The organism is Paractinoplanes globisporus DSM 43857, from assembly GCF_000379645.1.
Classification (GTDB): Bacteria; Actinomycetota; Actinomycetes; order Mycobacteriales; family Micromonosporaceae; genus Actinoplanes; species Actinoplanes globisporus.
This window is the reverse complement of record NZ_KB903325.1, coordinates 42,445-66,385: the sequence shown is the minus strand read 5'-3', so window position 1 is coordinate 66,385 and position 23,941 is coordinate 42,445. Positions and strand designations below refer to the sequence as shown.

General features: G+C 70.7%; 18 protein-coding genes. 12 read left to right on the top strand and 6 right to left on the bottom strand.

Going from position 1 to position 23,941, the window contains the following annotated elements; genetic code table 11:
* Positions 1-23: 23 nt before the first annotated feature.
* The gene (locus A3CQ_RS55325; RefSeq protein WP_040433689.1) at positions 24-1,799 is read right to left on the bottom strand and encodes an MFS transporter; all 1,776 of its coding nucleotides are present in this window, start codon (positions 1,797-1,799) and stop codon (positions 24-26) included.
* A gap of 30 nt (positions 1,800-1,829) precedes the next feature.
* Positions 1,830-2,267 (bottom strand): MarR family winged helix-turn-helix transcriptional regulator, encoded by a 438-nt coding sequence (locus tag A3CQ_RS0136290; RefSeq protein ID WP_020515866.1) that lies wholly within the window; start codon positions 2,265-2,267, stop codon positions 1,830-1,832.
* A gap of 127 nt (positions 2,268-2,394) precedes the next feature.
* Here A3CQ_RS0136290 and A3CQ_RS59660 point away from each other — a divergent pair, with 127 nt between their 5' ends.
* Both A3CQ_RS59660 and A3CQ_RS0136280 read left to right on the top strand, forming a co-directional pair.
* Positions 2,395-3,282, top strand: coding sequence for a DUF4240 domain-containing protein (locus A3CQ_RS59660; RefSeq protein ID WP_020515865.1), 888 nt, complete (start codon positions 2,395-2,397; stop codon positions 3,280-3,282).
* A gap of 48 nt (positions 3,283-3,330) precedes the next feature.
* Positions 3,331-4,425, top strand: a complete 1,095-nt coding sequence (locus A3CQ_RS0136280; protein WP_020515864.1) for an alpha/beta hydrolase family protein — start codon at positions 3,331-3,333, stop codon at positions 4,423-4,425.
* Here the strand turns inward: A3CQ_RS0136280 and A3CQ_RS0136275 are convergent, their stop codons facing one another.
* Entirely contained in the window at positions 4,426-6,714 is a 2,289-nt protein-coding gene (locus A3CQ_RS0136275; protein WP_020515863.1) for a putative bifunctional diguanylate cyclase/phosphodiesterase, read from the bottom strand.
* Between the two features lie 252 nt (positions 6,715-6,966).
* Between A3CQ_RS0136275 and A3CQ_RS0136270 the strand changes: the two genes are divergently transcribed.
* From A3CQ_RS0136270 to A3CQ_RS0136235, 8 genes are all read left to right on the top strand, one after another.
* On the top strand, positions 6,967-7,728 hold the full coding sequence (locus A3CQ_RS0136270) for a DeoR/GlpR family DNA-binding transcription regulator (RefSeq protein ID WP_020515862.1): 762 nt from the start codon (positions 6,967-6,969) through the stop codon (positions 7,726-7,728).
* A gap of 51 nt (positions 7,729-7,779) precedes the next feature.
* A complete protein-coding gene (locus A3CQ_RS0136265) occupies positions 7,780-9,132 on the top strand; it encodes an ABC transporter substrate-binding protein (protein ID WP_020515861.1) in 1,353 nt (450 codons plus the stop codon).
* Positions 9,133-10,056, top strand: coding sequence for a carbohydrate ABC transporter permease (locus tag A3CQ_RS0136260; protein ID WP_020515860.1), 924 nt, complete (start codon positions 9,133-9,135; stop codon positions 10,054-10,056).
* Positions 10,053-10,868 carry a carbohydrate ABC transporter permease gene (locus A3CQ_RS0136255; RefSeq protein ID WP_020515859.1) on the top strand — a complete coding sequence of 272 codons (816 nt, stop codon included), beginning with the start codon at positions 10,053-10,055 and terminating at the stop codon, positions 10,866-10,868. Before A3CQ_RS0136260 ends, A3CQ_RS0136255 begins: the two co-directional genes overlap by 4 nt.
* Positions 10,865-11,854, top strand: a complete 990-nt coding sequence (locus tag A3CQ_RS0136250) for a zinc-dependent alcohol dehydrogenase family protein (RefSeq protein WP_020515858.1) — start codon at positions 10,865-10,867, stop codon at positions 11,852-11,854. Before A3CQ_RS0136255 ends, A3CQ_RS0136250 begins: the two co-directional genes overlap by 4 nt.
* Positions 11,855-11,948: 94 nt before the next feature.
* Positions 11,949-13,511 carry an APC family permease gene (locus A3CQ_RS0136245; protein ID WP_020515857.1) on the top strand — a complete coding sequence of 521 codons (1,563 nt, stop codon included), beginning with the start codon at positions 11,949-11,951 and terminating at the stop codon, positions 13,509-13,511.
* Between the two features lie 20 nt (positions 13,512-13,531).
* Positions 13,532-14,017, top strand: a complete 486-nt coding sequence (locus A3CQ_RS0136240) for a hypothetical protein (RefSeq protein WP_020515856.1) — start codon at positions 13,532-13,534, stop codon at positions 14,015-14,017.
* The gene (locus A3CQ_RS0136235; protein WP_020515855.1) at positions 14,005-14,295 is read left to right on the top strand and encodes a hypothetical protein; all 291 of its coding nucleotides are present in this window, start codon (positions 14,005-14,007) and stop codon (positions 14,293-14,295) included. The genes A3CQ_RS0136240 and A3CQ_RS0136235 overlap by 13 nt, the downstream gene beginning before the upstream one ends.
* Positions 14,296-14,342: 47 nt before the next feature.
* Here A3CQ_RS0136235 and A3CQ_RS0136230 read toward each other — a convergent pair whose 3' ends face one another.
* Positions 14,343-17,570 carry a S8 family serine peptidase gene (locus A3CQ_RS0136230; protein ID WP_157296770.1) on the bottom strand — a complete coding sequence of 1,076 codons (3,228 nt, stop codon included), beginning with the start codon at positions 17,568-17,570 and terminating at the stop codon, positions 14,343-14,345.
* A 69-nt stretch (positions 17,571-17,639) separates the two neighbouring features.
* A complete protein-coding gene (locus tag A3CQ_RS0136225) occupies positions 17,640-19,922 on the bottom strand; it encodes a putative bifunctional diguanylate cyclase/phosphodiesterase (RefSeq protein WP_020515853.1) in 2,283 nt (760 codons plus the stop codon).
* A gap of 58 nt (positions 19,923-19,980) precedes the next feature.
* Here A3CQ_RS0136225 and A3CQ_RS0136220 point away from each other — a divergent pair, with 58 nt between their 5' ends.
* Positions 19,981-20,406, top strand: coding sequence for a hypothetical protein (locus A3CQ_RS0136220; RefSeq protein WP_020515852.1), 426 nt, complete (start codon positions 19,981-19,983; stop codon positions 20,404-20,406).
* Complete coding sequence (gene pseI, locus A3CQ_RS0136215) at positions 20,406-21,434, top strand: pseudaminic acid synthase (protein ID WP_020515851.1); 1,029 nt, start codon at positions 20,406-20,408, stop codon at positions 21,432-21,434. The genes A3CQ_RS0136220 and pseI overlap by 1 nt, the downstream gene beginning before the upstream one ends.
* Positions 21,435-21,627: 193 nt before the next feature.
* Here pseI and A3CQ_RS0136210 read toward each other — a convergent pair whose 3' ends face one another.
* Entirely contained in the window at positions 21,628-23,463 is a 1,836-nt protein-coding gene (locus tag A3CQ_RS0136210; RefSeq protein ID WP_020515850.1) for a hypothetical protein, read from the bottom strand.
* Between the last annotated feature and the right edge of the window lie 478 nt (positions 23,464-23,941).

Genomic DNA, 23,941 nt, shown 5'->3' with positions numbered 1-23,941 from the left:
CAGAGGGTCTACTTCGAGAGGGTCTATTTCGAGTCGATCGGCTCGGCCACGCCCGTCGCCGGGGACAGCGGCTGCGCGTCGGAGACCTCGGCCTTGACCTCGGCCTCGCGGGCGACGAAGGCGGCCTCCTGGTCGGCGTCCGCGGCCGGCTTCTTGCCGCGGACGAGCGAGGCGATCGCGCCGACCACGAGGAGCCCGATGGCCATCCAGAAGACGATCACCAGGCCGTCGTGGAACGGCTCGGCGATCAGCCGCGGGAAGAACTCGAGGCCGGTGAGGTTGGCCGCGTTCGCCGGCGGCAGCGCGCCGAGCACCTGCGGCCCGAGCAGCTGGCCGATCGGGTTGTAGCCGAGGAACGCCGCGAACAGCGTGCCGACCGGCGGCAGCTGGGCGATCGCGCCGGCGGTGTCGGCCGGCACCCCCTGGCCGGTGAGTCCGGCCGAGAGTGTGTGCGGCAGCGAGTTGGCGAGGCCGGCCACCATCAGCGAGAAGAAGACGCCGATGGAGAGCACCATGCCGGCGTTCTGGAAGGTGGCCCGCATGCCGGAGGCAGCGCCGCGCATGTTGGCGGGGACGCTCGACATGATCAGCGACGTGTTCGGCGCCGCGAACAGGCCGCCGCCCAGGCCGTTGATGAAGATCAGGATCGCGAACACCATGTAGTTGAAGTCGCCGGGCAGCGCGAGCAGGCCGAGGAAGGACGCGGCCATCACCAGCAGGCCGCCGGCCGCGAACGGGCGCGGCCCGAACTTGTCGGACAGGTAGCCGGAGAGCGGGCCGGCCGCGAGGAAGCCGATCGTCATCGGGACCAGGTAGATGCCGGCCCACAGCGGGGTGGACTCGTAGCTGTACCCGTGCAGCGGCAACCAGATGCCCTGCAGCCAGATGATCAGCATGAACTGGAGGCCGCCGCGGGCCACGCTGGCCAGCAGGTTGGCCGCGTTGCCGGTGGTGAAGCCGACGTTCTTGAACAGCCCGAGCGGGAACATCGGCTCGGCGACCCGAGACTCGATGATCCCGAACGCGACCAGCACCAGCACGCCGCCGATCAGGCCGAGCAGCACCCACGGGTTCGTCCAGCCCTGGGTGTGACCGCCATAGGGCTGGATCCCGTACGTGATCGCGGCCAGCACCGACGTGAGGCCGACGGCGAACGTCGCGTTGCCCCACCAGTCGATCTTCGCGTGCCGGCGGACGCCGGTGTCGTGCAGCGACCGGTACGCCCAGATGGTGCCGAGCACGCCCACTGGGATGTTCACCCAGAAGATCGAGCGCCAGTCCCATTCGGCGAGCGCGCCGCCCAGGACCAGGCCGATGAACGAGCCGGCCAGCGCCGAGACGATGTTGACGCCGAGCGCCATGCCGCGCTGCGCGGCCGGGAACGCGTCGGTGATGATCGCGGCCGAGTTCGCCATCAGCATCGCGCCGCCGATCGCCTGCACCACCCGCCAGCCGATCAGCCAGAGCGCGCCGCCGCCACCGTCGAACGGGTCCAGCGAGAGGATGATCGAGGTGATCGTGAAGATCGCGAAGCCCAGGTTGTAGATCTTCACGCGGCCGTACATGTCGCCGAGCCGGCCGAGAGTCACCACCAGCACCGCGGTGACCAGCATGTACCCCATCAGCATCCAGAGCAGATAGCTGACGTTGCCGGCGTCGAGCGGGTTGACGTGGATGCCCTTGAAGATCGCCGGGAGCGAGATCAGGACGATCGACGAGTTGATCGTGGCGAGCAGGTTGCCGAGCGTGGTGTTCGACAGCGCGACCCATTTGTAGCGAGGGTGATCCACAGCGAGCACGCGAGTGTCCTTTTAAGTTTGGGGTTCAGATCAAGATGCGAGGAGGTCGCTCAGGTGATCGAGCGCGGGCAGGGCCGCCACCAGCGCGGCGTGCTCCTCGACCGGCAGTTGCTCGAGCAGCGCGGCGAGGGCCTGGGTGCGCCCCTCGCGCCGGCGGGCGACCGCCTCGCGACCGGCCTCGGTGATGGTGACGACCACGGCCCGGCCGTCGTCGGGGTCGGAGCCCCGGCGGGCCAGGCCCTCCTTCTCCAGGCGGGTGATCAGCTGCGTCATCGCGGGCTGGCTGACGCCCTCGGGAGCATGCAGCTCACAGAGCCGATGCGGCCCGCTGCGCTCGAGGCGGCGCAGGGTCGACGCGGCGGTGAGGCTCAGCTCCGAGCGTGGGGTGAGCCGGCGGAGCAGTTCGTAGAAGCGCTCGAAACCGGCCGCGATGGCCGCGTCCTCGGCCGTGATGGTTGTCTGCCGCACCCCATTTTTATATCACTGCCTTATGCATCTTTATCCCGGACGTGACGAAGCGCTCATCGTGCAATTCGCCCAAACGTGCCGTGTCGGCCTGCTCTCCCCGGCGCGGTCGTGGTGACAGCATGCCGTCATGGACGAGCAGACGTTCTGGGATCTGGTCGACCGGCTCGGCCCCGACCCGGCCGACGTCGACCGCCTGGTCGATGAGCTCTCCGATCACGGCGCCGCGGACATCCGGGACTTCGCCGACCACCTGGCCCGCGCGCTGCACGCGCTGGACACGCCCGCCCACTTTCGCGCGGTGGCGCCGTCCGGGGCCTCCTTTCTGGGCGTACGCTGCGCGGCCGTCGCCGCCGGCGCTCGGGCGTACCGGCACGTCCTGCGCGCACCCGCCCAGCTCGCCTCGTACGCCGACCGGCCGGGCGACGGGCTCCTCCCGGTCGCCGAGCGGGCCTTCCGCACCTCCACCCGCGGCGACTGGCAGCATCGCACCGAGGTCGGCACCAGCACCGGCTCCAACGCCGCCGCCTGGGGCGGCTCCTGGCTGCATCCGCACATGGGCACCACCGGCGAGGGTCACGCGCCGCAGGACTTCATGATCGCGTTGCGGCACGTGGCGCTCACCCTCGACGCCGACCCGGCCTGGCGCTCCTGGTGGGGGCAGTCCGGCCTGATCGCCTGCGAGCTGGGCATAGTCGCCGAGGGCAAGCTCGACCACCTGCGGCCCAGCGCCGACATCCGCCGCTGCGGCGACCGGCTGCGGGCCAACTTCACCTGCGCACTGCCGGTCGACGGCGCCGACCTGCCAACCCGGGCCGCCGTCGAGGTGCTGTCGATGTTCGAGGTGATCCGCCAGGCCATGTCCATGCCCGGCCTGCCGCCGACCCCGCCGGTGCCAACCCTGCCCTCCGACGCCCCCGACGTGCCCGTGACCACGAAACCGCTGCCCGAGCCGCCGGCCGAGCTGGAGCAGCAGGGCTACCTCACGCTCGCCCAGATCCAGGAGTTCTTCGGCTGATGAAGATCTATACTTCCCGGATATACACTCGGCGTATACGCTGAGGGTATGGAGACCCTCTCACGCCGAAGCTTCACCTCCGCCGCGCTGGCCGTGATCGCCGCCGTGCCGCTGGGCCTGGCCGACCGCGCCGCGGCCGCACCGGCCCGGCTCCGCCTCCCCGCCCCCACCGGGCCCTTTCCGATCGGCACCCGAGAGCTGCACCTCGTCGACCGCGCCCGCGGCCGCGAGCTGATGGCCAGCGTCTGGTATCCCGCCCGCGACATCCGGCGGCATCCGGTCGTCCCCTGGATGCGGCCGGCCGTCCTGCGGGAGCTGCTCGTGTCCGCGGGCTTTGCGGCCGACGCGGTCCTGAGCCCGCTGACGGCCGGCCACGCGGGCGCGCCGGTGCTCCGGCCGTCGCGCGAGCGGCTGCCGATCGTCGTCTTCTCGCACGGCGCGCACGATCACCGCGCCGACACCACGGTCACGGTGCAGGAGTTGGCCAGCCACGGGTACGCGGTGATCACGGTCGACCACACCGACGACGCGTTCGTCGAGTTTCCCGACGGGCGGGTTTTGGTCCCGTCCGAGGACCCCGCCAAGTCGCTCGGGCCCGACGACTTCGCCGCCGACATCCGGTTCGTGCTCGACCACCTCGACGACATCGGGGGCGGCGCGCTCGACCCCGGCCGGATCGGCATGTTCGGCTGGTCGAAGGGTGGGACGGCGACCGTGCACCTGATGTTCGCCGACCGGCGGATCCGGGCCGGGGTCAGCCTCGACGGCCCGATGGAGCCGGCCGTCGCCGGCGAGCTGGATCGGCCGCTCATGATGATGACCGCCGAGTTCACCCGGGCCGCCGAGCCGGCCGTCGCCGCGCTCTGGTCGCAGCTGCGCGGGTGGCGGCTGAACGTGCAGGCCGACGGTGCGGTCCATCGTTCGTACACGGACTACCAGGCACTTCTCCCGCAACTGGCGCGGGTGATCGGCATGAGCGACGACGAGCTGCGCGGGTGGATCGGCACGCTCGACCCGGGCCGGGCCGTCACGATTCAGCAGGCGTACCCGCTGGCCTTCTTCGACCGGCACCTGCGCCACCGCCCGAGCCGCCTGCTGAGCGGCCCGAGCCCCGCCTTCCCGGAGGTGACGTACCTGCCCTGATCACTCACACTCGCCCGGGACGTGGACCGGGAACAGGAGGTCGTCGAGGGCCGATTGAGTGAGCGGCTCGGCGAAGTAGTAGCCCTGCCCGAGCTCGCAGTTGCCGCCGGCCAGGGAGCTCAGCTGGCCGGCGTGCTCGATGCCCTCGGCGATCGTCGACAGCTGCAGGGCCCGGCCCAGCTGGATGATGCCGTGGGTGAGGGCGGCCGCCGTCGGCTCGTCCACCACGTCGTCCACGAAGGATTTATCGATCTTGATGATGTCGACCGGGAACCGCCGCAGATAGGCCAGCGACGAGTACCCGGTGCCGAAGTCGTCGATGGCCAGGCGTACGCCCAATGCCTTGATCGCCTCGAGCCGGCGGAGAGTCGCCGTGCGGTGGTCGACCAGGAGCGACTCGGTCAGCTCGAGGATCAGGCGATCGGCGGGCAGGCCGCTCGCGTCCAGCGCCGACTGCACCACCTGCGGCAGCACGCACTGCTCGAGCTGCACCGCCGAGATGTTCACGCTGACCGTCAGCGGTCGGCCGGGGCGGCGCTTGTTCCACTCGGACACGCGCTGGGTGGCCTCACGCAGCACCCACTCGCCGATCGGCACGATCAGGCCGGTCTCCTCGGCCAGCGGGATGAAGTCGGCCGGCGGCACGACCCCGCGGGTCGGGTGCTGCCAGCGGATGAGCGCCTCGACTCCGGTGATGTCGCCGGTGGTCAGGTGCACGATCGGCTGGTAGCGCAGCTCGAACTCGTGCCGCACGACCGCGCGGCGCAGGTCGGCCTCGAGGTCGATGGTGGCCTGGAACTCGGCCCGCATCGCCGGCTCGAACAGCTCGAACTTGTCCTTGCCGTGCTTCTTCGCCTGGTACATCGCCAGGTCGGCGTCGACCAGCAGCTCCTGGGCACTGTGTTCGCCGGGCCGGCTGTACGCGACACCGATGCTCGCGCTGACGTAGGCCTCGGAGCCGTTGAGGTCGAACGGCGCCCGGAGCTGTTCGAGCAGGCGCACGGCCACCGGCTCGGCGTCGTCCGCAGAGGACAGTCCGGGCAGCAGCACCGCGAACTCGTCGCCGCCGAGGCGGGCGGCGGTGTCGCCCTCCCGCAGGCTGGCCCGGATCCGGTCGGCGACGCCCATCAGCAGGTGGTCGCCGGCCGTGTGGCCGAGCGAGTCGTTGACGATCTTGAAACGGTCGAGGTCGATGAAGAGGACGGCCATCCCCTCGTCCTCGCCGGCCAGCGTGTCCTCCAGCCGGGTCTGGAACAGGGCCCGGCTGGGCAGGCCGGTCAGCGAGTCGAGGAACGCCTGGTTCATCGCCTCCAGCGTGCGCGCGTCGGTGAGCGCGAGGCTGACGTGCTCGGCGAACGCCTTCAGCATCTCCTGGGAGGGCTTGTCCCAGTCGCGCGGCCCGCTGAACATGCCGACGGTGAGGCTGCCGACCGGCCGCCCGTTCTCGTGCACCGGGGTCGACATCACCGAGCGCAGCTGCGCCCGGGTCATCGCGGGAAGGGCGATCGGCGACACCGCGTAGTCCTCGACCATCACCAGTTCGTCGCCGAGGATGGCCAGGCCGGAGGCGCCGCCGGCGGCCAGCGGCGTGCGCTGCATGCGGCTGACGAACTCGGACGGCACGCCGCTCGCGGCGGCCACGCCACCGGTGGTCGGGTCGTCCCGGTTGATCAGGTTGAGGCTGGACATGTCGCTGCCGAGCAGGTCGCGGGCCGCGGTGGTGACGATCTCGAAGATCCGGTCGAGCGGGTGGCGGCGGGCGATGGCCCGCTGGATCTCGGTCAGCTTCTCGAACAGCAGCTGGCGCTGCTGCAGGGAGTCGAGCAGGCGGTCGTTCTCCTCGGCGTAGCGCCGCTCGGACTCGAACATCTGCAGCGAGTTGAGGCTGAGCTCCAGCACGCGGGCCATGCCGCGCAGCAGCGTGACCTCCTCGACCGTGAACGGCGTCTCCCCGCGGCGGCCGAGGACCAGCAGCCCCGCGGCGCCGCCACCGATGGTCGCGAAGGTGACCGCGTGCGGGACACCGGCCACGTCGAGTGTGCTCCGCCGGCCGGCGGCGACCTCCCCGAGGGCGTACGCGGGAACGTCGCCGGCGTCGAGGCCGACCGCCGCGGCCACCCCGTCGTCGATCAGCAGCACGGCCACGTCGGCGTGGAGCGCGCGGGCGGCGCAGTCGACGGCAGCGTATTGCGCGGCCGGACCGTCGGGGCGGTCCGCGACCACGGACAGGAACTCCGTCAGTTGCTGAGTCGCTAGCACGGCATCCAAGTCGGCCGTGGCGGAGGCCACCTGAGAGAAAGCTTGGCCGCCCGAGCGGACATCGCCGGGCATGAAGTGGGCACGTTTCCGTCGGAAACGGTCAGATGATTTGTCTGTTTTACCCGATCTTAAGCCGTTATACGATGTGCGGCACGACCGGGTAACCGGGCAAGGATGTCACGCACTTGCCAGAACGGTGATGCGGGCCACACGATTTCCCCGGTGTTACAAATAGTCCACGGTTAATCCAGGTCGCGGGGCGGTTGGACGGGAGGTGCGGAGTTGAATGCGGACGAGCGGCACCATCAGATAGTCGCGCTGGCCCGCCGGCACGGCGAGGTCAATGTCGCCAAGCTCGCCGCGGAACTCAACGTCTCCGCCGAAACAATTCGACGCGACCTGCGGCTGCTCGAAAAGCACGGCCTGATCCGGCGCACGCACGGCGGCGCGTACCCGGTGGAGACCGCGAAATTCGAGACCGACCTGGCCATCCGCACCACCCGCGGAGTGCCGGAGAAGCGCCGGATCGCGGCCGCCGCGGTCAGCCTCATCGGCGACGCCGAGACGATCTTCATCGATGAGGGCTTCACCCCCCAGCTCATCGCCGAGGCGCTGCCCACCGACCGGCCGCTCACCGTGGTGACCGCCTCGCTGAACACCGCGGCCTGGATGGCCGCGTCGACCCCGGCCACCGTGCTGCTGCTCGGGGGCAGGGTGCGCGGCCGGACGCTGGCCACCGTCGACCACTGGGCGGCCGGCATGCTCGCCGGCTTCGTGATCGATCTGGCCTTCGTCGGCGCCAACGGGATCTCCCGCGAGTCCGGACTGACCACTCCTGACCCGGCGGTCGCCGACATCAAGGCGCACGCCGTCCGCTCGTCCCGGCGGCGGGTCTTCGTCGGCATACACACGAAATTCGGCGTCCGCACGTTCTGCAAATTCGCCGAGATAGCCGAATTTGAAACCCTGATCACGGACACCGCGCTTCCGCTTTCCGAGGCGCACCGCTACGCGAGGCTCGGACCGCAGGTCATCCGGGTCTAGCACGGAAATCGCTTTCCCCCAGCCGTTTTCGAATAAAACGGAGGTTCCACCATGCCCAAAAAACTCGCCATAGCGGCGACCGCTCTCCTATTCCTGACCACCGCCTGCTCGGGCGCCGGCTCGACCGGCGGCAGCAGCGGCGGCGGTGGCAGTGACAACACCATCACCGCCCTGATGGTCGGCAACCCGCAGATGGAGGACATCCAGAAGCTGACCGCCGACAACTTCACCAAGCAGACCGGGATCACCGTGAAGTTCACGATCCTCCCGGAGAACGAGCTTCGCGACAAAGTCACCCAGGACGTCGCCAACCAGGGCGGGCAGTACGACGTCGCCACGGTCGGCGCGTACGAGGTGCCGATCTGGGCGAAGAACAACTGGCTGCACGAGCTGTCGACGCAGGCCCAGGCGGACGCGAGCTACGACGCGGCCGACCTGCTGAAGCCGATGGTCCAGGCGGTCAGCGGCGAGGACGGGAAGATGTACGCGGCGCCGTTCTACGGCGAGTCCTCGTTCCTCATGTACAACAAAGACCTGTTCGCGGCCAAGGGCCTGACCATGCCCGACCACCCGACCTGGGCCCAGGTCGCCGACTTCGCCGCCAAGCTCAACGACAAGAGCAAGGGCGTGGCCGGCATCTGCCTGCGCGGCCTGCCCGGTTGGGGCGAGCTCTTCGCGCCGCTGACGACGGTCGTCAACACGTACGGCGGAACCTGGTTCGAAAAGGATTGGACGCCCAAGGTCAACGCACCCGAGTTCACCGCGGCCACCCAGTTCTACGTCGACCTGGTGAAGAAGTACGGCGAGTCCGGCGCGCCGCAGGCCGGCTTCACCGAGTGCCTGAACACGTTCGGCCAGGGCAAGGCGGCCATGTGGTACGACGCCACCTCGGCCGCGGGCACGCTCGAGGACCCGAAGGCCAGCAAGGTGTCCGGCAAGGTCGGCTACGTCTACGCCCCGGTGAACAAGACCGAGTACTCCGGCTGGCTGTGGACCTGGGCGTGGGCGATGCCCAAGACCACCAAGAAGGCGGACCCGGCCTGGAAGTTCATCTCGTGGGCGACCAGCAAGGACTACGAGAAGCTGGTCGGCGAGAAGCTCGGCTGGTCGCGGGTGCCGTCCGGCAAGCGCACGTCGACGTACTCGATCCCCGAGTACAAGGACTCGGCCAAGGCGTTCGCCGACGTGACGCTCGGCTCGATCGAGCACGCCAACCCGCAGAACCCGGGCCTGCAGCCGCGGCCGGCGCTCGGCGTCCAGTACGTCGGCATCCCCGAGTTCTCCGACCTGGGCACCAAGGTGTCGCAGGAGGTGAGCGCCGCCATCGCCGGCAGCACGACCGTCGACAAGGCCCTCGCCGACGGTCAGAAGCAGGCCGAAGACGTGGCGAAGAACTACAAGTAGATGACCACCACGGTCACCCGGCCGGACGTGCGGATCCAGCCGCCCGTCCGGCCGACCCCAAGGAAAGAGCGCTGGATACGCCGGGCTCCCCTGTTGCCGGCCCTGATCTTCGCGATCCTCATCACGCAGATCCCGTTCCTCTACACCCTCTACCTCTCCACGCTGCACTGGAACGCGCTCAAGCCGGGCAATCACCCGTTCGTCGGCCTCGACAACTACGTCACCGTGCTGACCGACGACCGGCTGCGCGCGGCGCTGGTCAACACGGTGATCCTCACGGCCGGCGCGGTGATCTTCTCGATGATCCTGGGCCTGGTGCTGGCCCTGCTGCTCGACCGCAGCTTCATCGGGCGACCGGTCGTCCGGACTCTGTTGATCACACCGTTCCTGGTGATGCCGATCGCGGCGGCGCTCCTCTGGAAACACGCGATCTTCAACCCGGCGTACGGCTTGATCAATGGGATTTTCGGCGGCTCGACCGACTGGATCTCGTCATACCCCAAGGCCGCCGTGATCACCACGCTGGTCTGGCAGTGGACGCCGTTCATGATGCTGATCCTGCTGGCCGGCCTGCAGTCGCAGTCGTCCGAGGTGCTCGAGGCGGCCCGGGTCGACGGCGCGAACGCCTGGCAGATCTTCCGCCGGATGACCCTGCCCCACCTGCGGCAGTACCTCGAGCTTGGCGGCCTGCTCGGCTCGATCTACCTGGTCAACACCTTCGACGCGATCTTCAGCATCACCCAGGGCGGACCCGGCACGGCAACCACCAACCTGCCGTACGAGATCTACCTGACCACGTTCCGCAAGTTCGAGTACGGCGAGGCGTCGGCGGCCGGCGTGGTTGTGGTGATCCTGACGATCATCGTGGCGACGTTCGCGCTGCGGGTCATCTCCAGCCTGTTCCGGATGGAGGAGGGCCGATGAACAAGCGCCTGAGCAACACGATCTGGGGCACCGTCGCCTGGATCGCCGGGATCATCTTCGTCTTCCCGGTGATCTGGATGGTGCTGACCAGCTTCAAGCAGGAGCAGGACGCCGCCAGCAACCCACCGTCCTGGGTCTTCACGCCGACCCTCCACCAGTACGCGCAGGTCTTCGACCGCAACATCACGCCGTTCCTGCTCAACTCGCTGATGGCCAGCATCTTCTCCACGCTGCTGGTGATCCTGCTGGCCACGCCCGCCGCGTACGCCCTCTCGATCCGGCCGGTCGCGAAGTGGACCGACTCGCTGTTCTTCTTCATCAGCACCAAGATGATGCCGGCCGTCGCGGCATTGCTACCGATCTATCTTCTGGCGAAGCATCTAGGGATGCTCGACAACATCTGGACCATGGTCATCCTCTACACGTCGATGAACCTGCCGCTCGCGGTCTGGATGATGCGGTCGTTCCTGCTGGAGGTGCCGCGCGAGGTGCTCGAGGCCGGCGAGGTGGACGGCGCGTCGCTGCCCACCTCGATCCGGAAGATCATCATGCCGATCGTCTCGCCCGGCCTCGCCGCGACCGCGCTGATCTGCTTCATCTTCGCCTGGAACGAGTTCTTCCTGGCCGTGAACCTGACCGCGACCGCGGCCGGCACCGCGCCGATCTTCCTGGTCGGGTTCATCTCGTCCGAGGGGCTCTTCCTGGCCCGGCTGTGCGCCGCGGCCACCCTGGTCTCGCTGCCGGTGCTGATCGCCGGCTGGGTGGCGCAGAACAAGCTGGTCCGCGGCCTGTCGATGGGAGCCGTCAAGTGAAAGCAGCCGTCGTCGTCACCCCCGGGACGATCGCGATCGAGGAGGTACCGGACCCCGTTCCGGGACCGGCCGAGGTCGTGGTCAGGCCGGCGGCGGTCGGCATCTGCGGCACCGACCTGCACATCATGGACGGTGAGTTCGCCCCCGCCTTCCCGATCGTGCCCGGGCACGAGATGGCGGGGGAGATCGTCGCGGTCGGGTCGGCGGTCACCGGTTACGCGGTCGGTGACCAGGTGGCCGTCGACCCGTCGCTGTACTGCGGTCACTGCTACTACTGCAAGCGGGCCCGCGGCAACCAGTGCGAGAACTGGGCCGCGATCGGCGTCACGGTCAGTGGCGGCGCGGCGGAATTCGTCGCGGCGCCGATGGCCAACCTGTTCAAGCTCCCGCCGACGCTGGCGGCGCGGGACGCGGCGCTGATCGAGCCGCTCTCCTGCGCCGTGCGCGGCTTCGACGTGCTGCCCCGGCTGCTGGCCTCGTCGTACCTGATCTACGGCTCCGGGACGATGGGCCTGATGATGCTCGAGCTCGCGAAGCGGTCGGGAGCCGAGTCGGTGTCCGTGGTGGATCTCAATCCCGAGCGCCTGGCCACGGCGTCCCGGCTCGGCTGCTCCGCAGCCGTCACATCGGCCGACGAACTGGTCGCGCCACGCGGTTTCGATGTCGTCATCGACTGTACGGGGGCAGAGGCCGCCATTCGGGATGGACTGGGGCGCGTCGGTCGGGGTGGCACCTTCCTGCAGTTCGGGGTGGCGAGCTACGACGCCCGGGTGGCGATCGAACCGTACGAGATCTATCGGCGGGAGATCACCATCACCGGGTCGATGGCCGTGCTGCACAGCTTCGACCGCGCCGGGCAGATGCTCGCCGCCGGAGTCCTCGACCCATCGATATTTGTCTCTCACCGACTCCCGCTGACCTCGTACGCGACCGCGCTCGATCAGTTCCGTCGGGGCGAGGGTCGGAAAATCCTCATCGAACCCTGAGGTCGGGGCCACTTTATGCCAACCCTATGACCGAAAGTGAGTGAGTCGATACGGGTAGTTGTCAGATGCCTACCCCATGAGGCTCAATGGATCCGTGGGCACACTCGAAGATCCTCCGCCGCCCCCGGAGGCGCTCGGGTTCTCCGCGCCCTCCGAGAGATCGGGCGCCGGTCTGAGCACGGCCCGCATCGGCGCGACCGCCGTGACGTTCTTCGCGATCGCGGCCGCCGCTCCCCTTCTCGTCCTGATCACCGTCGTGCCCGCCGCCTACGCCCGCGGCGGCGGGCCGCTCGTGCCGCTGTCCTTCGCCGCCGTCGCGGTCGTCCTGCTGTTCCTCGCGGCCGGGTACGCCGCCATGGCCCACCGCGCCCCCTATGCCGGCGCCCTGTACGCCTACATCTCGCGCGGCCTCGGCCGCCCGTGCGGGGTCGCCGCGGCCTGGCTCGCGCTCGCCTCCTACCACGCCCTCCAGCTGGGCATCTACGGCGTCGCCGGGGTCGCGGCCGCGCCGCTGCTGCACAGCTGGTTCGGCGTCGAGGCGCCCTGGTGGGCGGTCGCCGCCGGCTGCTGGCTGATCGTCGCGGTCTTCGGCACGGTCCGCGTCGAGATCCTCAGCGGCCTGCTGGCCCTGCTCGTGCTGGCCGAGATCGCGGTCGCCGTGGGCTACGCGACCGCCAGCGTCATCGGCCCGGCCGGCGACCGGTTCCCGCGCGACTCGATCGTGCCGGCGCCGGCGATCGACCGGCCCACGCTCGGCCTGCTCCTCGCGGTCGGGGCGCTCGCCTTCGTCGGCTTCGAGACCACGGGAACGTACGCGGAGGAGACGATGCGACCGCGGCGGGAAGCGGGCCATGCCACGTACGCGTCGATTGTTGTCCTTGCCCTTGTTCTGATCTTCGCCTCATGGTCGGTGAGTGTCGGGGCCGACCCCGGCCAGGTCACCGCGCTCGCCCGGGCCCGCGGCTCGGAGCTGTTGTTCGACCTCGCCGGCGCCCGCCTGGCGCCGTGGGCCGTCACCACCGGCCGGATAGTGCTCCTCGCTGCCCTGGTCGCCGCCGCGCTCGCCCTGCACAACGCGATCGCCCGCTACCTGTACGCCCTGGCCCGCGAGCACGTGCTGCCCGCGCCGCTGGGCCGGGTCGCCCGCCGCACCTGGGCGCCGCGCACCGCCTCGCTCACCCAGTCGCTGATCGCCGGGGTCGTCCTCGCGGCGGCCGCCCTCGCCGGTGTCCGATCGCCGGCGGTGGTCGCGCACCGCCTCAGCGTCGTCGGCGGCCTCGGCGTCCTCGTGCTGCTGCTGGCCACCGCGCTCGCCGCGCTGCTGCACCTCAACCGCGTGCCCAACGGCGAGGGCACGTGGGGCCGGTTCCTCGCCCCGATCCTGTCCACAGTGGGCCTCGGCACGCTGTGCTACCTGGCGTTCTGGAACATCCCGTCGCTGCTCGGGGTGCCGCCCGACTCGACCCTCGTGTGGTTCGCGCCGGCCGCCCTCGCGACGGCCGCCGGGGCCGGGCTCGTGCACGGGGTCGCCTTGCGCGGGGTCCGGCCCGAGCTGTACGCGGGCGTCGGGCAGGGCGGGAACGCCGTGATCGTGACACCGAGAGTGCCGCGTCCCCGGGAGCCGGGGGCGCATCGACCGGAACGGGTGAATCGCTGACTGACGGGAGGTGACCGGACTTGTCGACCTTTACCCTGGCTCTGCCGTTGACGTTCAACGGCCGGGCCGCAACGGTTTCGCCGGCGGCGCTTCTGCCACCGGCCGCCGCCAGCCGGGCGGGGCTGGTGGCGGAGCGCGAGCGGGTCTGGCTGCTCGGGCTGGACGCGGCAACCGGGCGGTTCCGCCCGAACGAGTCGGAGACGGCGGTGCTGATCGAGACCACCCTGGGCGTACGCCTGACCCGCGCACCGCGATGGTCCCGCGCCGACTGGTTCGACCAATATGGAGTGTCGTACGACGCGGTCGGACCGTTCGCGGCCGGCCGTTTCGATCAGCAGTGGCGGCGCTTCTCCGAGCAGATCCTGCTGCACCTGCGCAAGGCCGACATCGTCCCGGTCGACGTCTCCCTGTTCACCCGCGCACAGGCCGAGACCGTCGAATCGTTCATCGGGGGCCACCGGCTGGGCCCGCGCGTCTTCACCTTGGGGCACACATGGCTGCGCTGATCATGGTTCGCCCCGACCGCGACTGGCAGTCCTCGGGTGGCCTCTTCGACTGGACCCTCGAATACCTGATCCCCCGCCTCGCCGACGAGAAGACCGCCGAATGGCTGCGCACGATCGTCGACGAGAACCTCGGCAACCTGTGGATCCCCGACCTGCCCGACGAGGCTCAGGAGGAGATCTACGACCTGCTCCGCGCCGGCGTGGTCGCCGCCGCCGCGCACGAGCTCCCACCGGCCGCCGTCGACCAGCTCCGAGAGCTCGTAGCGCTCACGTATTGAACGGCCGTCCCGCGCCCGGGAGACTCGGCTCCCGGGCGCGGGACGGGTCATGCGGCTCGGTAGGCGTCGATGATGGTCTGCTCGATGCCGCTGCCGGCGCTGCCGGTGGCCGCTACGCGCAGCGACACGGTCTGGCCGGCGGCCGGTTGCGGCAGCTGGGCGCGGTAGACGCCCGCAGCGGTCCGCCGCGCCGCCGCCGGGAGCCACGTGGCGCCGCCGTCAAGGGAGACGGAGACCTTGAAGTCGGTGACCACCTGCGGGCGTACACCCTGGGATTGAAGCACCGAGAACGTCGCCTGGCCGGAAGCGAGCGGGTGGTTGGCCGCGTCCAGCGGCAGGTTGTAGTCGACGGACAGCAGCGGCAGCGGAGTGCTACCCGTGCCGGACGGGCCGGACGAGCGGAACGTCCACTGTGTCGTCGTCCGGGTGGAGACCGGCAGCGCCCCGCTCGCGTCGACGTCGAAGGTCAGCCGGTACGCCCCGGCCTGCTTCGGAACGGCGAAGTCGGCGATCGAGTCGTTCACCTCGCCGATTGGCCGGCCGTCGCGGGAGAGGCTCAGAGTGACGCCCAGGTCGAGGCCGAAACCACCCTGCAGGCAGTCGAAACGGCCGTGCCGGTCGACGAGGGTCACCAGCTCGACATGCATGTTTCCGCTGGTGCGCGACGGCTGCGCCGGAACGCACCCGCTCGGCGAGCCGGCCGGGTCGTCGAAGAAGTCGGAGCGCAGCGGCTGCCGCAGCCACGTCTTCTCCTGCCGGCTGCCGGACCGGTAGGTGCGCAGGCCCTCCTGGCTGACGACCCCGTTCCAGAACGCCTCGTCGATCCAGGTGACCCCGGGCGTGACGTAGTCGGTGCGGTACCCGCTGACGTCATCGGTCTCGTTCTCGGCGACGAACATGCCCTCGGGACTGAAGCCGTACCGCTTGTGCCCGGTGACCGAGTCGGGGATGTCGACCTGGTGGAAGTGCTGGTCGATGCGGGCCAGGCCGGCCTTCTCGGCCGGGCCGACCCGGTAGGCCGGATCGGCCGGGATCCCGTTGCCGTACGCGTGGACGAGGTCGTAGACATCGCCGTTCGCGGCCCGCAACCCGAACCCGCCGTAGGTGCGGAAGGTGCCGATCGCCGCGCCGTCGTTGGGCACGACGAAGACGTTCCGCGCCGCATCGCCCCAGCCGAACGCGAAGTCGTTCCAGGCCTGACCGCGCCGGCCCGCCTGGTAGTAGGTGAGCCCGATCGCGGTCGGGGTGGTGTCGACCCCGGCCACGCTCGCGGTGACCGGCCGGGCCGCCGAGAGGTCGAGCCGCATCGTCGTGTCCCCGCCGATCGCGACGTCGGGGTCGCCGGCGAGGGCCGACCACTGCTCGTCGTCGGTGTACGACATGAACGACGCCATCACGCTGTACCGCCCGTCGGGCACCCGGACCGTGATGGTGCTGCCCGGGTCGCCGCCGTCGATCTCGGAGAAAACGGCCGGGTCGTCGAGGTTGACGACCTGCAGGATGACGTACCCGTCGGCCCCGGCGGGCGTTCCCGGGATCGCGGTGGTCTCGACGGTGAGATCGTGGCTCGGCGCCTCCACTTCAAAAGCGATGGGGGTACGCGTGACCACCGCGCCGCCGACCCGAGCGGTGACCCACGCGCTGTAGTAGCCGGGCTTCAGGCCGGACCGATCGATGCTCAGTGTGACCGCGCCCGTGGCACCGGCCGCGAGCGTGAGCCGCCGTTGCGAGAGGGTGGCGGCACCGGCCGGCGCGGTCACTCCACTGTGGTCGCGAACCGCGACGTCGAGCGCGACGGCGGCCGGCGCGGCACCGGTGTTCACCCAGCTCAGCGCGGGCCCGGCCACGACGCCGGAGAGGGCCCGCGCCACGTTGAGCCGCCCGGCGCCGCTCGTGTACGGGTCGCCGCCGGCGATCGGATCGGCCGCCCCGATCAGCGCCGCCTTGAGTTGCGCGCCGGTCCAGGACGGGTGCCGCTGTGCGAGGATCGCGGCCGCGGCCGCCACGTGCGGCGTGGCCATCGACGTGCCGGAGGCGGCCACGTACCGGTCGTCGATCGGCCGGCCCTCGGTCGTACCGGCCGCGCGGGCGGCGACGATGTCGACGCCGGGCGCGACCAGCTCGGGCTTCGCGGCGTGGCTGCCCACCAGCGGCCCGCGGCTGGAGAAGTCGGCCACCACGTCGTCGCCGTCGACCGCGCCGACGGTGAGCGCGCTGGCCGCCGCGGCCGGCGAGGAGACGGTGCTGTCGCCGGGACCGTCGTTGCCGGCGGCCACCACGAAGAGCGTGCCGGTCTGCCCGGAGAGCGTGTCGAGGGCGAGCGAGAGCGGGTCGCTGCCGTCGCTGGGCTCCCAGCCACCGAGGCTCATGTTCACCACCGGCGCCCGGGTCGCGGCCCACTCCATGCCCTCGATGACCTGCGAGTCGGTGCCGCTGCCGTCGTCGCCGAGCACCTTGCCGACGACCAGCCGCGCGCCCGGCGCCACCCCGGTGCGGGCGCCACCCGAGGCGGCTCCGGTGCCGGCGATCGTGGCCGCCACGTGGGTGCCGTGACCGACGTGGTCGACGGCGTCGCCGCCGTCGACCGTGAAGTCCTTCGTCTCGGCGATCTGGCCGGCGAGGTCGGGGTGGGTGGCGTCGATGCCGGTGTCGAGCACGGCGACCTTGGCGCCCACACCGGTGTAGCCGGCCTTCCACGCCTGGGGCGCCGAGATCTGGATGAGGTTGGTGTCGAGGGCGGTGGCGCGCACCGGCCGGTCCAGCCAGATCTTCGCGGCCGGGGCGGCCGAGCGCAGGGTGGCGGCGCCGGCCGACACCGAGCGGATCAGCGCGGCTCCGTCGGTCTTGGCGCGACGGCCGGCGATCGCGCCGAGGCTCGGCAGCGACCGGGAGCCGGCGAGCAGCGGGGTTGCGGCCAGCCGAGCCGGCGAGGCGCCGGGGCGGACGATGAGCGGCAGGTCCTTGGTGCGGGCGTCGTCGTAACCGTCGAGGATCAGCGTGGTCACGTCGAACAGGTCGGGATCGAGGACCTTGCCGAGCAGCGGCGCGACCTGGGCCGGCACGACGTGCACGTGGCCGTCGGGCCCGCAGCTGCGGTTGAGCACGCCGCTCTTGGCGACCGGGCGCACCGAGACCGCGGGGCATCCGCCCGGTCCGCCGCTCACGGTCACCACGTCACCGGTCAGCAGCGTGACCGTGTAGGACTGGCCTGGGGCTGGAGGCGGGGGCGGCGCCGCGGACGCCGGCGTGGGGGCAACTCCGAGGGCGGCCGCCACGACACTGATCGCTATGGATGTCAGAACCTTCACATCCATAGGACGTGGTCGAAGTCTCCCAGGGTTGCTTCAGGCGGCTTGGGCGGACGTCAGTAAATCGCCGAACTCCTCCGGTGACAGCGGCTCGGCGAAGAGGAAGCCCTGCGCCGACCGGTAGCCGAGCTCGTGCAGCCGCGCGGCCTGATCGGGCGTCTCCACGCCCTCGGCGATGGCCCGCAGCCCGAGCGAGTCGGCCACCCGAAGCACGGTCGCCGCCACCGGCGCCCGGCCCGGCTCGGCCTGGGTGAAGGAGCTGTCCAGCTTCAGCTCGTCGATCGGGCAGTCGTGCAGCATGGTCAGCGTCGAGTGCCCGGTCCCGAAATCGTCGAGCGAGACGCGTACGCCCAGGGACCGCAGCGCCGAGAGCGTCGGCGCCGACTCTTGCGGGTCGACCGGCATCGACTCGGTGACCTCGAGCGTGATCCGGTGCGGGGCCACGCCGTACTCGGCCAGAAGAGCGGAGACCGAGGCCGCGAACCCGGGCTCGCGCAGGTCCCGCGGAGAGACATTGATATTGAGTACGGCCGGAGCGTCGTCGCCATGCGCCGAGGTCCACGCCGAGAGCTGGCTGACCGCCGTCCGCAGCACCCACCGGCTCAACGGCACGATCAGCCCGGTGCGCTCGGCCAGCGGGATGAACGTCTGCGGCGCCATCGTCCCGTGCGCCGGGTGCTCCCAGCGCACCAGCGCCTCGGCCCCGATGACCCGCCGGTCCGGCAGTGCCACGATCGGCTGGTAGAGCAGGAACAGCTGCCCGGAGTCGATGGCCTCGCGCAGCTCGGCGCCGAGGTGGGCGTTGTCCGCCCCGGCCTGGGCCATGTCCGGCGTGAAATGCAGGCACGCGGTGCCCGTGATGGTCTTCGCGGCGTACATCGCGATGTCGGCGTGCCGGAGCAGCAGGCTGGGGTCGTCGCCGGAGCGGCCGTCGGCGATGCCGATGCTGGCCCGGATCGGCAGCTCGTGCCCGTCGGCGACGACCGGCGGGCGCAGCGCGTCGATCATGCGCTGGGCGGCGAGGTCGGCCGCGATCGGGTCGGCGCCGTCGAGGACCACCACGAACTCGTCGCCGCCGAGCCGGGCCACGGTGTCCTCGACCCGGATGCAGCCGTTCAGACGCTCGGCCACCGCGATCAGCAGCAGGTCGCCGACCTCGTGCCCGAGGGTGTCGTTTACCTCCTTGAAGTCGTCGAGGTCGATGAGGGCGACCGCGACCGAGCGCTCGCCGGGCGCGTTGAGTGCCTTGTCGAGCCGCTCGTGGAAGAGCGTGCGGTTGGGCAGCTGGGTGAGCGCGTCGTGGGTGGCGCCGTGGTCGAGCCGGTTGAGCAGGCGGCCGTTGTCGAGGAACGCGGTGATCTGACGGACCAGGACCAGGGCGGTCAGGACCACGGCACTGATCACGATGACCTGGCGGTCGGGCGCGGCCGCCGGCAGGGCGACGCTGAGCAGCAGGCCGTCGACGGCGGCGATGGCCACGTACGGCAGGAAGCTGAACGACCGACGGCGGGGCTCGCGGACGCCGCGGCGCGGGCGGTAGTCGGCTCGGCGCTGGCGCTCGGCGGCCCACGAGGCGAAGAAGAAGATCAGCGGCATCGTGACGATGTCGGGGAACAGGTGCGGGTCGGCCGGCTCGATCATCGGCCGCAGGGTGGGTCCGACCGCGCCGATCAGCACGCTCGCGCCGATCATCCGCAGCGCGCCCCGGTCGAGGAACCCGGCCGGCCGGGTCAGCACGACCTTGGCGACCGCGAAGACGGCGAGCAGGGCCAGCGTGGTGAGCGCCAGCGAGATGTAGATGATCCGGGCGTCGCTGTGGGCGAGGGCGTACCGGGTGGAGAAGTGCCAGACGAAAACGGCGCAAGCCAGCATCACGGTGCCGGCGTCGAGGACGATCCGGAACAGCTCGCCGACGCTCTGCCGGCCGAACGGCAGCCGCAGCAGGGCGTAGATGATCAGGACGATCGCGAGGCCGTCGAAGACCATCTGACCAGGGCTGACGTGCTGGCCGGACGGGTCGTCGGTGGTGATGATGTCGTACGCCTGAGCCAGGCTGCCCAGGGCGACCAGGACCGTCACCACGAACATGTGTCGCCAGAACCGGCTCGCCCGCGCGGGCAGGTGCGCGGCCCGGGCCGTACGGGAAAAGTTGATCACCATGAGTCCGGAGCCGGTGATGCTCGGCAACCACAGCAGGAACCAGGGCAGCACCGGGTGGATCGCGTTGATCGTGAAACCGGCCAGCGCGACCACGGTGAGCAGGGCGGAGACGCGCAGCGGACGGGAGGCGGCGGTGAACCGGGACCAGAGCACGCCCATCCGTCAGCCTCCTCGTCCAGCCTTTGCGGGCCCTTGGATCGGCCGCGAGGGCCGCAACGTGAGGAATTGCTCCGCGAAGCGCCGCCCGGACAACGACGACTGGCTGCCCGCCGGCCGGATCGCCGCGCTCGATCGGGTCTGCCACCAGTACCGCATCGGCCGCCCGGGCGCGATCACGGCCACCCGCAGCGATCGCCACTTCGAGGCCTTCGACCAGTACGACCGGTACCGGCGGCACCGCCCGGCCGGCCACCTCCCACCGAGCGGGATGACCGGGCTGAAGCACCAGCTGGTGGCGTCCGGCGCCTATCCGGTGTACGCGCTGCTCAGGGTCGGCTACCGGGTCGCCGGGCGAGGCCGCCGGAAGCCCGGACGGCCCCCTTCCGGCCGCCGCGTACTCTCTCTACCCGGATACGGTGGGCCGGGCGGCCGGCTCGTCGACGGCGAGATGAATGCGGTCGTCTGGAGCGAGAGAGGTAAGTAATGGCACAGTTCGGACCCGACAAGCGGCCGTACATCGTCGCGGAGATGTCCGGGAACCACAACGGCTCCCTCGACCGGGCCTTGGCGCTGGTCGACGCCGCGGCGGACGCCGGCGCCGACGCGATCAAGATCCAGACGTACACCGCGGACACCATGACCGTGGACGTGAAGCACGAGCGGTTCCAGCTCTCCAAGGGTCACGAGCTCTGGGGCGGCGAATACCTCTACCAGCTGTACGAGCGGGCGCACACGCCGTGGGAGTGGCATCAGCCGATCTTCGACCGGGCCCGCGAGCGGGGCATCACGCCGTTCTCCAGCCCGTTCGACCGCACCGCCATCGACCTGCTGGAAAAGCTCGACGCGCCGATGTACAAGATCGCTTCGTCGGAGATCACCGACCTCCCGCTGATCCGCATGTGCGCGAGCACCGGCAAACCGGTGATCATCTCGACCGGCATGGCGTCGGTCAAGGAGATCGCGGCCGCGGTCGAGGCCGCCCAGGGCGCCGGCGCCACCGACGTGACCGTGCTCAGCTGTACGGCCTCCTACCCCGCGCCGCCGGAGGCGACAAACCTGCGCCGCATCCCGGTGCTGGCCCAGATGCTCGAGCTGCCGATCGGCCTCAGCGACCACACGCTCGGCATCGGCGTGCCGGTCGCCGCGGTGGCCTTCGGCGCCTGCCTGATCGAGAAGCACGTGACGCTCGACCGGGCCGACGGCGGCGTCGACTCGGCCTTCTCGCTCAACCCGGCCGAGCTCAAGCTGCTCCGCGAGGAGTCGGAACGGGCCTGGCAGGCGCTCGGCACCACGCACATCGGCCCGACCGAGGCCGAGAAGGAGGGCCTGCGCTTCCGCCGCTCGCTCTACGTGGTCACCGACGTCAAGGCCGGCGACCGGGTAACCCCGGAAAACGTCCGCTCGATCCGCCCCACCGGCGGCCTCGACCCCGACGCCATCGGCGCAGTCCTCGGCCGCACCTTCACCACCGACGCCGAAAAGGGCACCCCCTTGACCTGGGACCTCATCTGACCCGCCCTGGTCACTGCCCTCTTTCCGGTGACGCGGAACCATGGAACTGCCCGCGATCGCCCCGCTGATGAGGAGGCAGTCGATTTTCCGTCGCCGCGGGGTTTGCGGCGCCGGGAAATCGCCTGACTCCTCATCAGCGTAAAAGGGGCGATCGCCCGCGGAGCGAAGCGGAGCCAGCCAGCTCAGCCCTCCGTCAACCTTTTCGAAGGCGGCGGAGGGCCTTTCCGCTGTCTCGGCGGGCTGCGCGGTACGCCGCTCGGCCGGCCATGACCGCGCGACCCGTCCAGCCCTTGCGGTAGAACTGGATCTGCAGGTCGAGCCGGCTGAGCGTCTTGTCCCGCGACTCGATGATCTGCTCGGTCCACTCCATCATCGCGAGCAGGTGGCTGGCCTCGTACCGCTGCCGCCAGAGCGCCTCGGTCAGCTCCCGGTAGCCCGGGATGTCGACCGGGCCCGTGCCCGCCGTGACCGCGAGCAACGCCAGCAGGCGCTGCTGCTGGTCGTCGAGGGTCAGCTCGTACTCGGCGGTCTCCAGCCGGACGTGCAGCTCGACGGCGGCGCGGACCTCCTCGTCGGTCATCCCGTGCGCGACCATGCCGAGCAGGATCGCGGTCAGGTCGACGGCGTTCGAGGTGATCGGCCACGGGTGCGGCAGGGCCGAGGTGATCAGCTGCACCGCGAAATCCCAGAACGTACGGACCAGGGCGATCTCGTACGCCACGGGCTCGACCGGCTCCCATCGGGTGGGCAGCAGGGCCGGGCCGTCCGGGGTGACGAAGACGTCGGCGAGACCGGCCAGCGCCACCGGGCCGGCGAGCGTGCCGTCCACGGCCTGACTACGCAGCCACGACTCGAACTGGGTCAGCTCGATCCGCATGTGCCGCAGGTCGGCGGTGGCGCACAGGTGGAGCAGACGCTCCTCGAGTACGTAACCGGAGGCGGTCCCGGCGGCGGACGGTTCGGCGATCCGGCGCAGGCCCTCCCGCTCGATCGGGTGCTCCAGCGGCTGGAGAACGGTGGTGCGCACCTCACCGCCGGCGGCGACGCTCACCTCGTACGCGAAGGTGCCGCGGGAGTCGCCGACCAGAAGGTCATGGCTCTCGACGGCCGGCACGGCGGCCGTTCCGGGCGCCCGGGCGACAACCAGCCAACCCGGCGCTAGCGTGTCCTCGGCCCCGGCGCGCAGGGCCCGGACGGCCAGCCGGCGCGGGTCGCTGAGCACGGGACGGCCGCGGAAGCCGGCAGCCAGCGCGCTCGACACCGCCGTGCCGAGCCGCGGACGCAGCGGGGAGGAGACGTTGCCGAGCAGGCCCGGGCCGATCAGCACGGTCGGCGTGGTCGGCTCGGGGAACGCGGCGTAGGCCGCGTCGACCACCAGTCCCGAGCCGGCGAGCCGGTCGACCAGCTGCTCGCGGGAGGCCGGGCGGTGCGTGTCGTAGTCGTCCAGCGGGTACCACGCCGCGTCCTGCGCCTCGCGCCCCCCGGGCGCCAGCCGGACCGTGTGGTGCAGGCCGAGGTGGTTGTCGTGCATGAGCAGCAGTACGCCGTCGGGCCGCACCGCCTCGGCCAGGCGGTCGATGAGCTCGGCCGCGGACATCTGCTCGCCCTCGACCGAGTTGAGCCGGTCGACCCCGTCGACGGCCACGACCAGGTCGAATCGCTCGGCCGGGTCGACCTTGACCGCGGCGCCGGCCAGCACGGTGACCGCGGGGTGGGCGCGGGCCACCTCGTCCGCGTCGACGAGCGAACGCAGCAGCCAGGTGACAGTGGCGCCGGCGTCGACCAGAGCGGCGACCAGATCGTCGTCGGTGGGGCCGGCGACCAGGACGGCGCGGCCGGGACCGGCGAATTGCCCGATCAGGTGACGGAGCACCGCCCCGCGGGGCAGCTCCGGGCCGCGATGAGGATCACGGTCGGTCCAGGAGAACATCTCACCGCCGAGGCGCCGCAGGTTGGCCAGCGGCGGCACACTGAGGGCGGCTGCGTAGTCCGTACCCTGCGTCGGAATCAGGGCAGCGGAGTCGGACATACTTCGTACCTCTCGTTGACGTACAGGCAAGGCTCGTCGAGGTCTGCCACACCGGAAACCGAGTGATGCCCCCTCAGGTCGGCGGACCCTACCACCCAAGGATAAATCAGAGGTGGATTCCGGTACTGTGCAGTAACATCGGTCGATTGCCGGATTTGCCCCGCTAGTCACGTGAGTGAGTGGCATCACGTTACTCCAGGCCCGGAAACGCGTTTGTTGCGACCCGGAACAACAAACCGGCCCCGGAGTCGCCTACAGTGGACAGCCGCAACGTGAATAATTTTCAGAGCACCGCGGTCGAGCCCTCCCCCGGGCTCCCTCGGTCCGGTCGGGGTGGACGCCGCCACGTCCCTCCGGCCGCTCGCGGCCGGCCCGGCGCGGGGTCGCCCCCACTTCGCGTCGGGTCGGCTTGCGTGTTCGTCGAACGAATGAGTGCCCCGCCCAGGTAGGCGGGGCACTCATTCTCCCCCGATCGCGC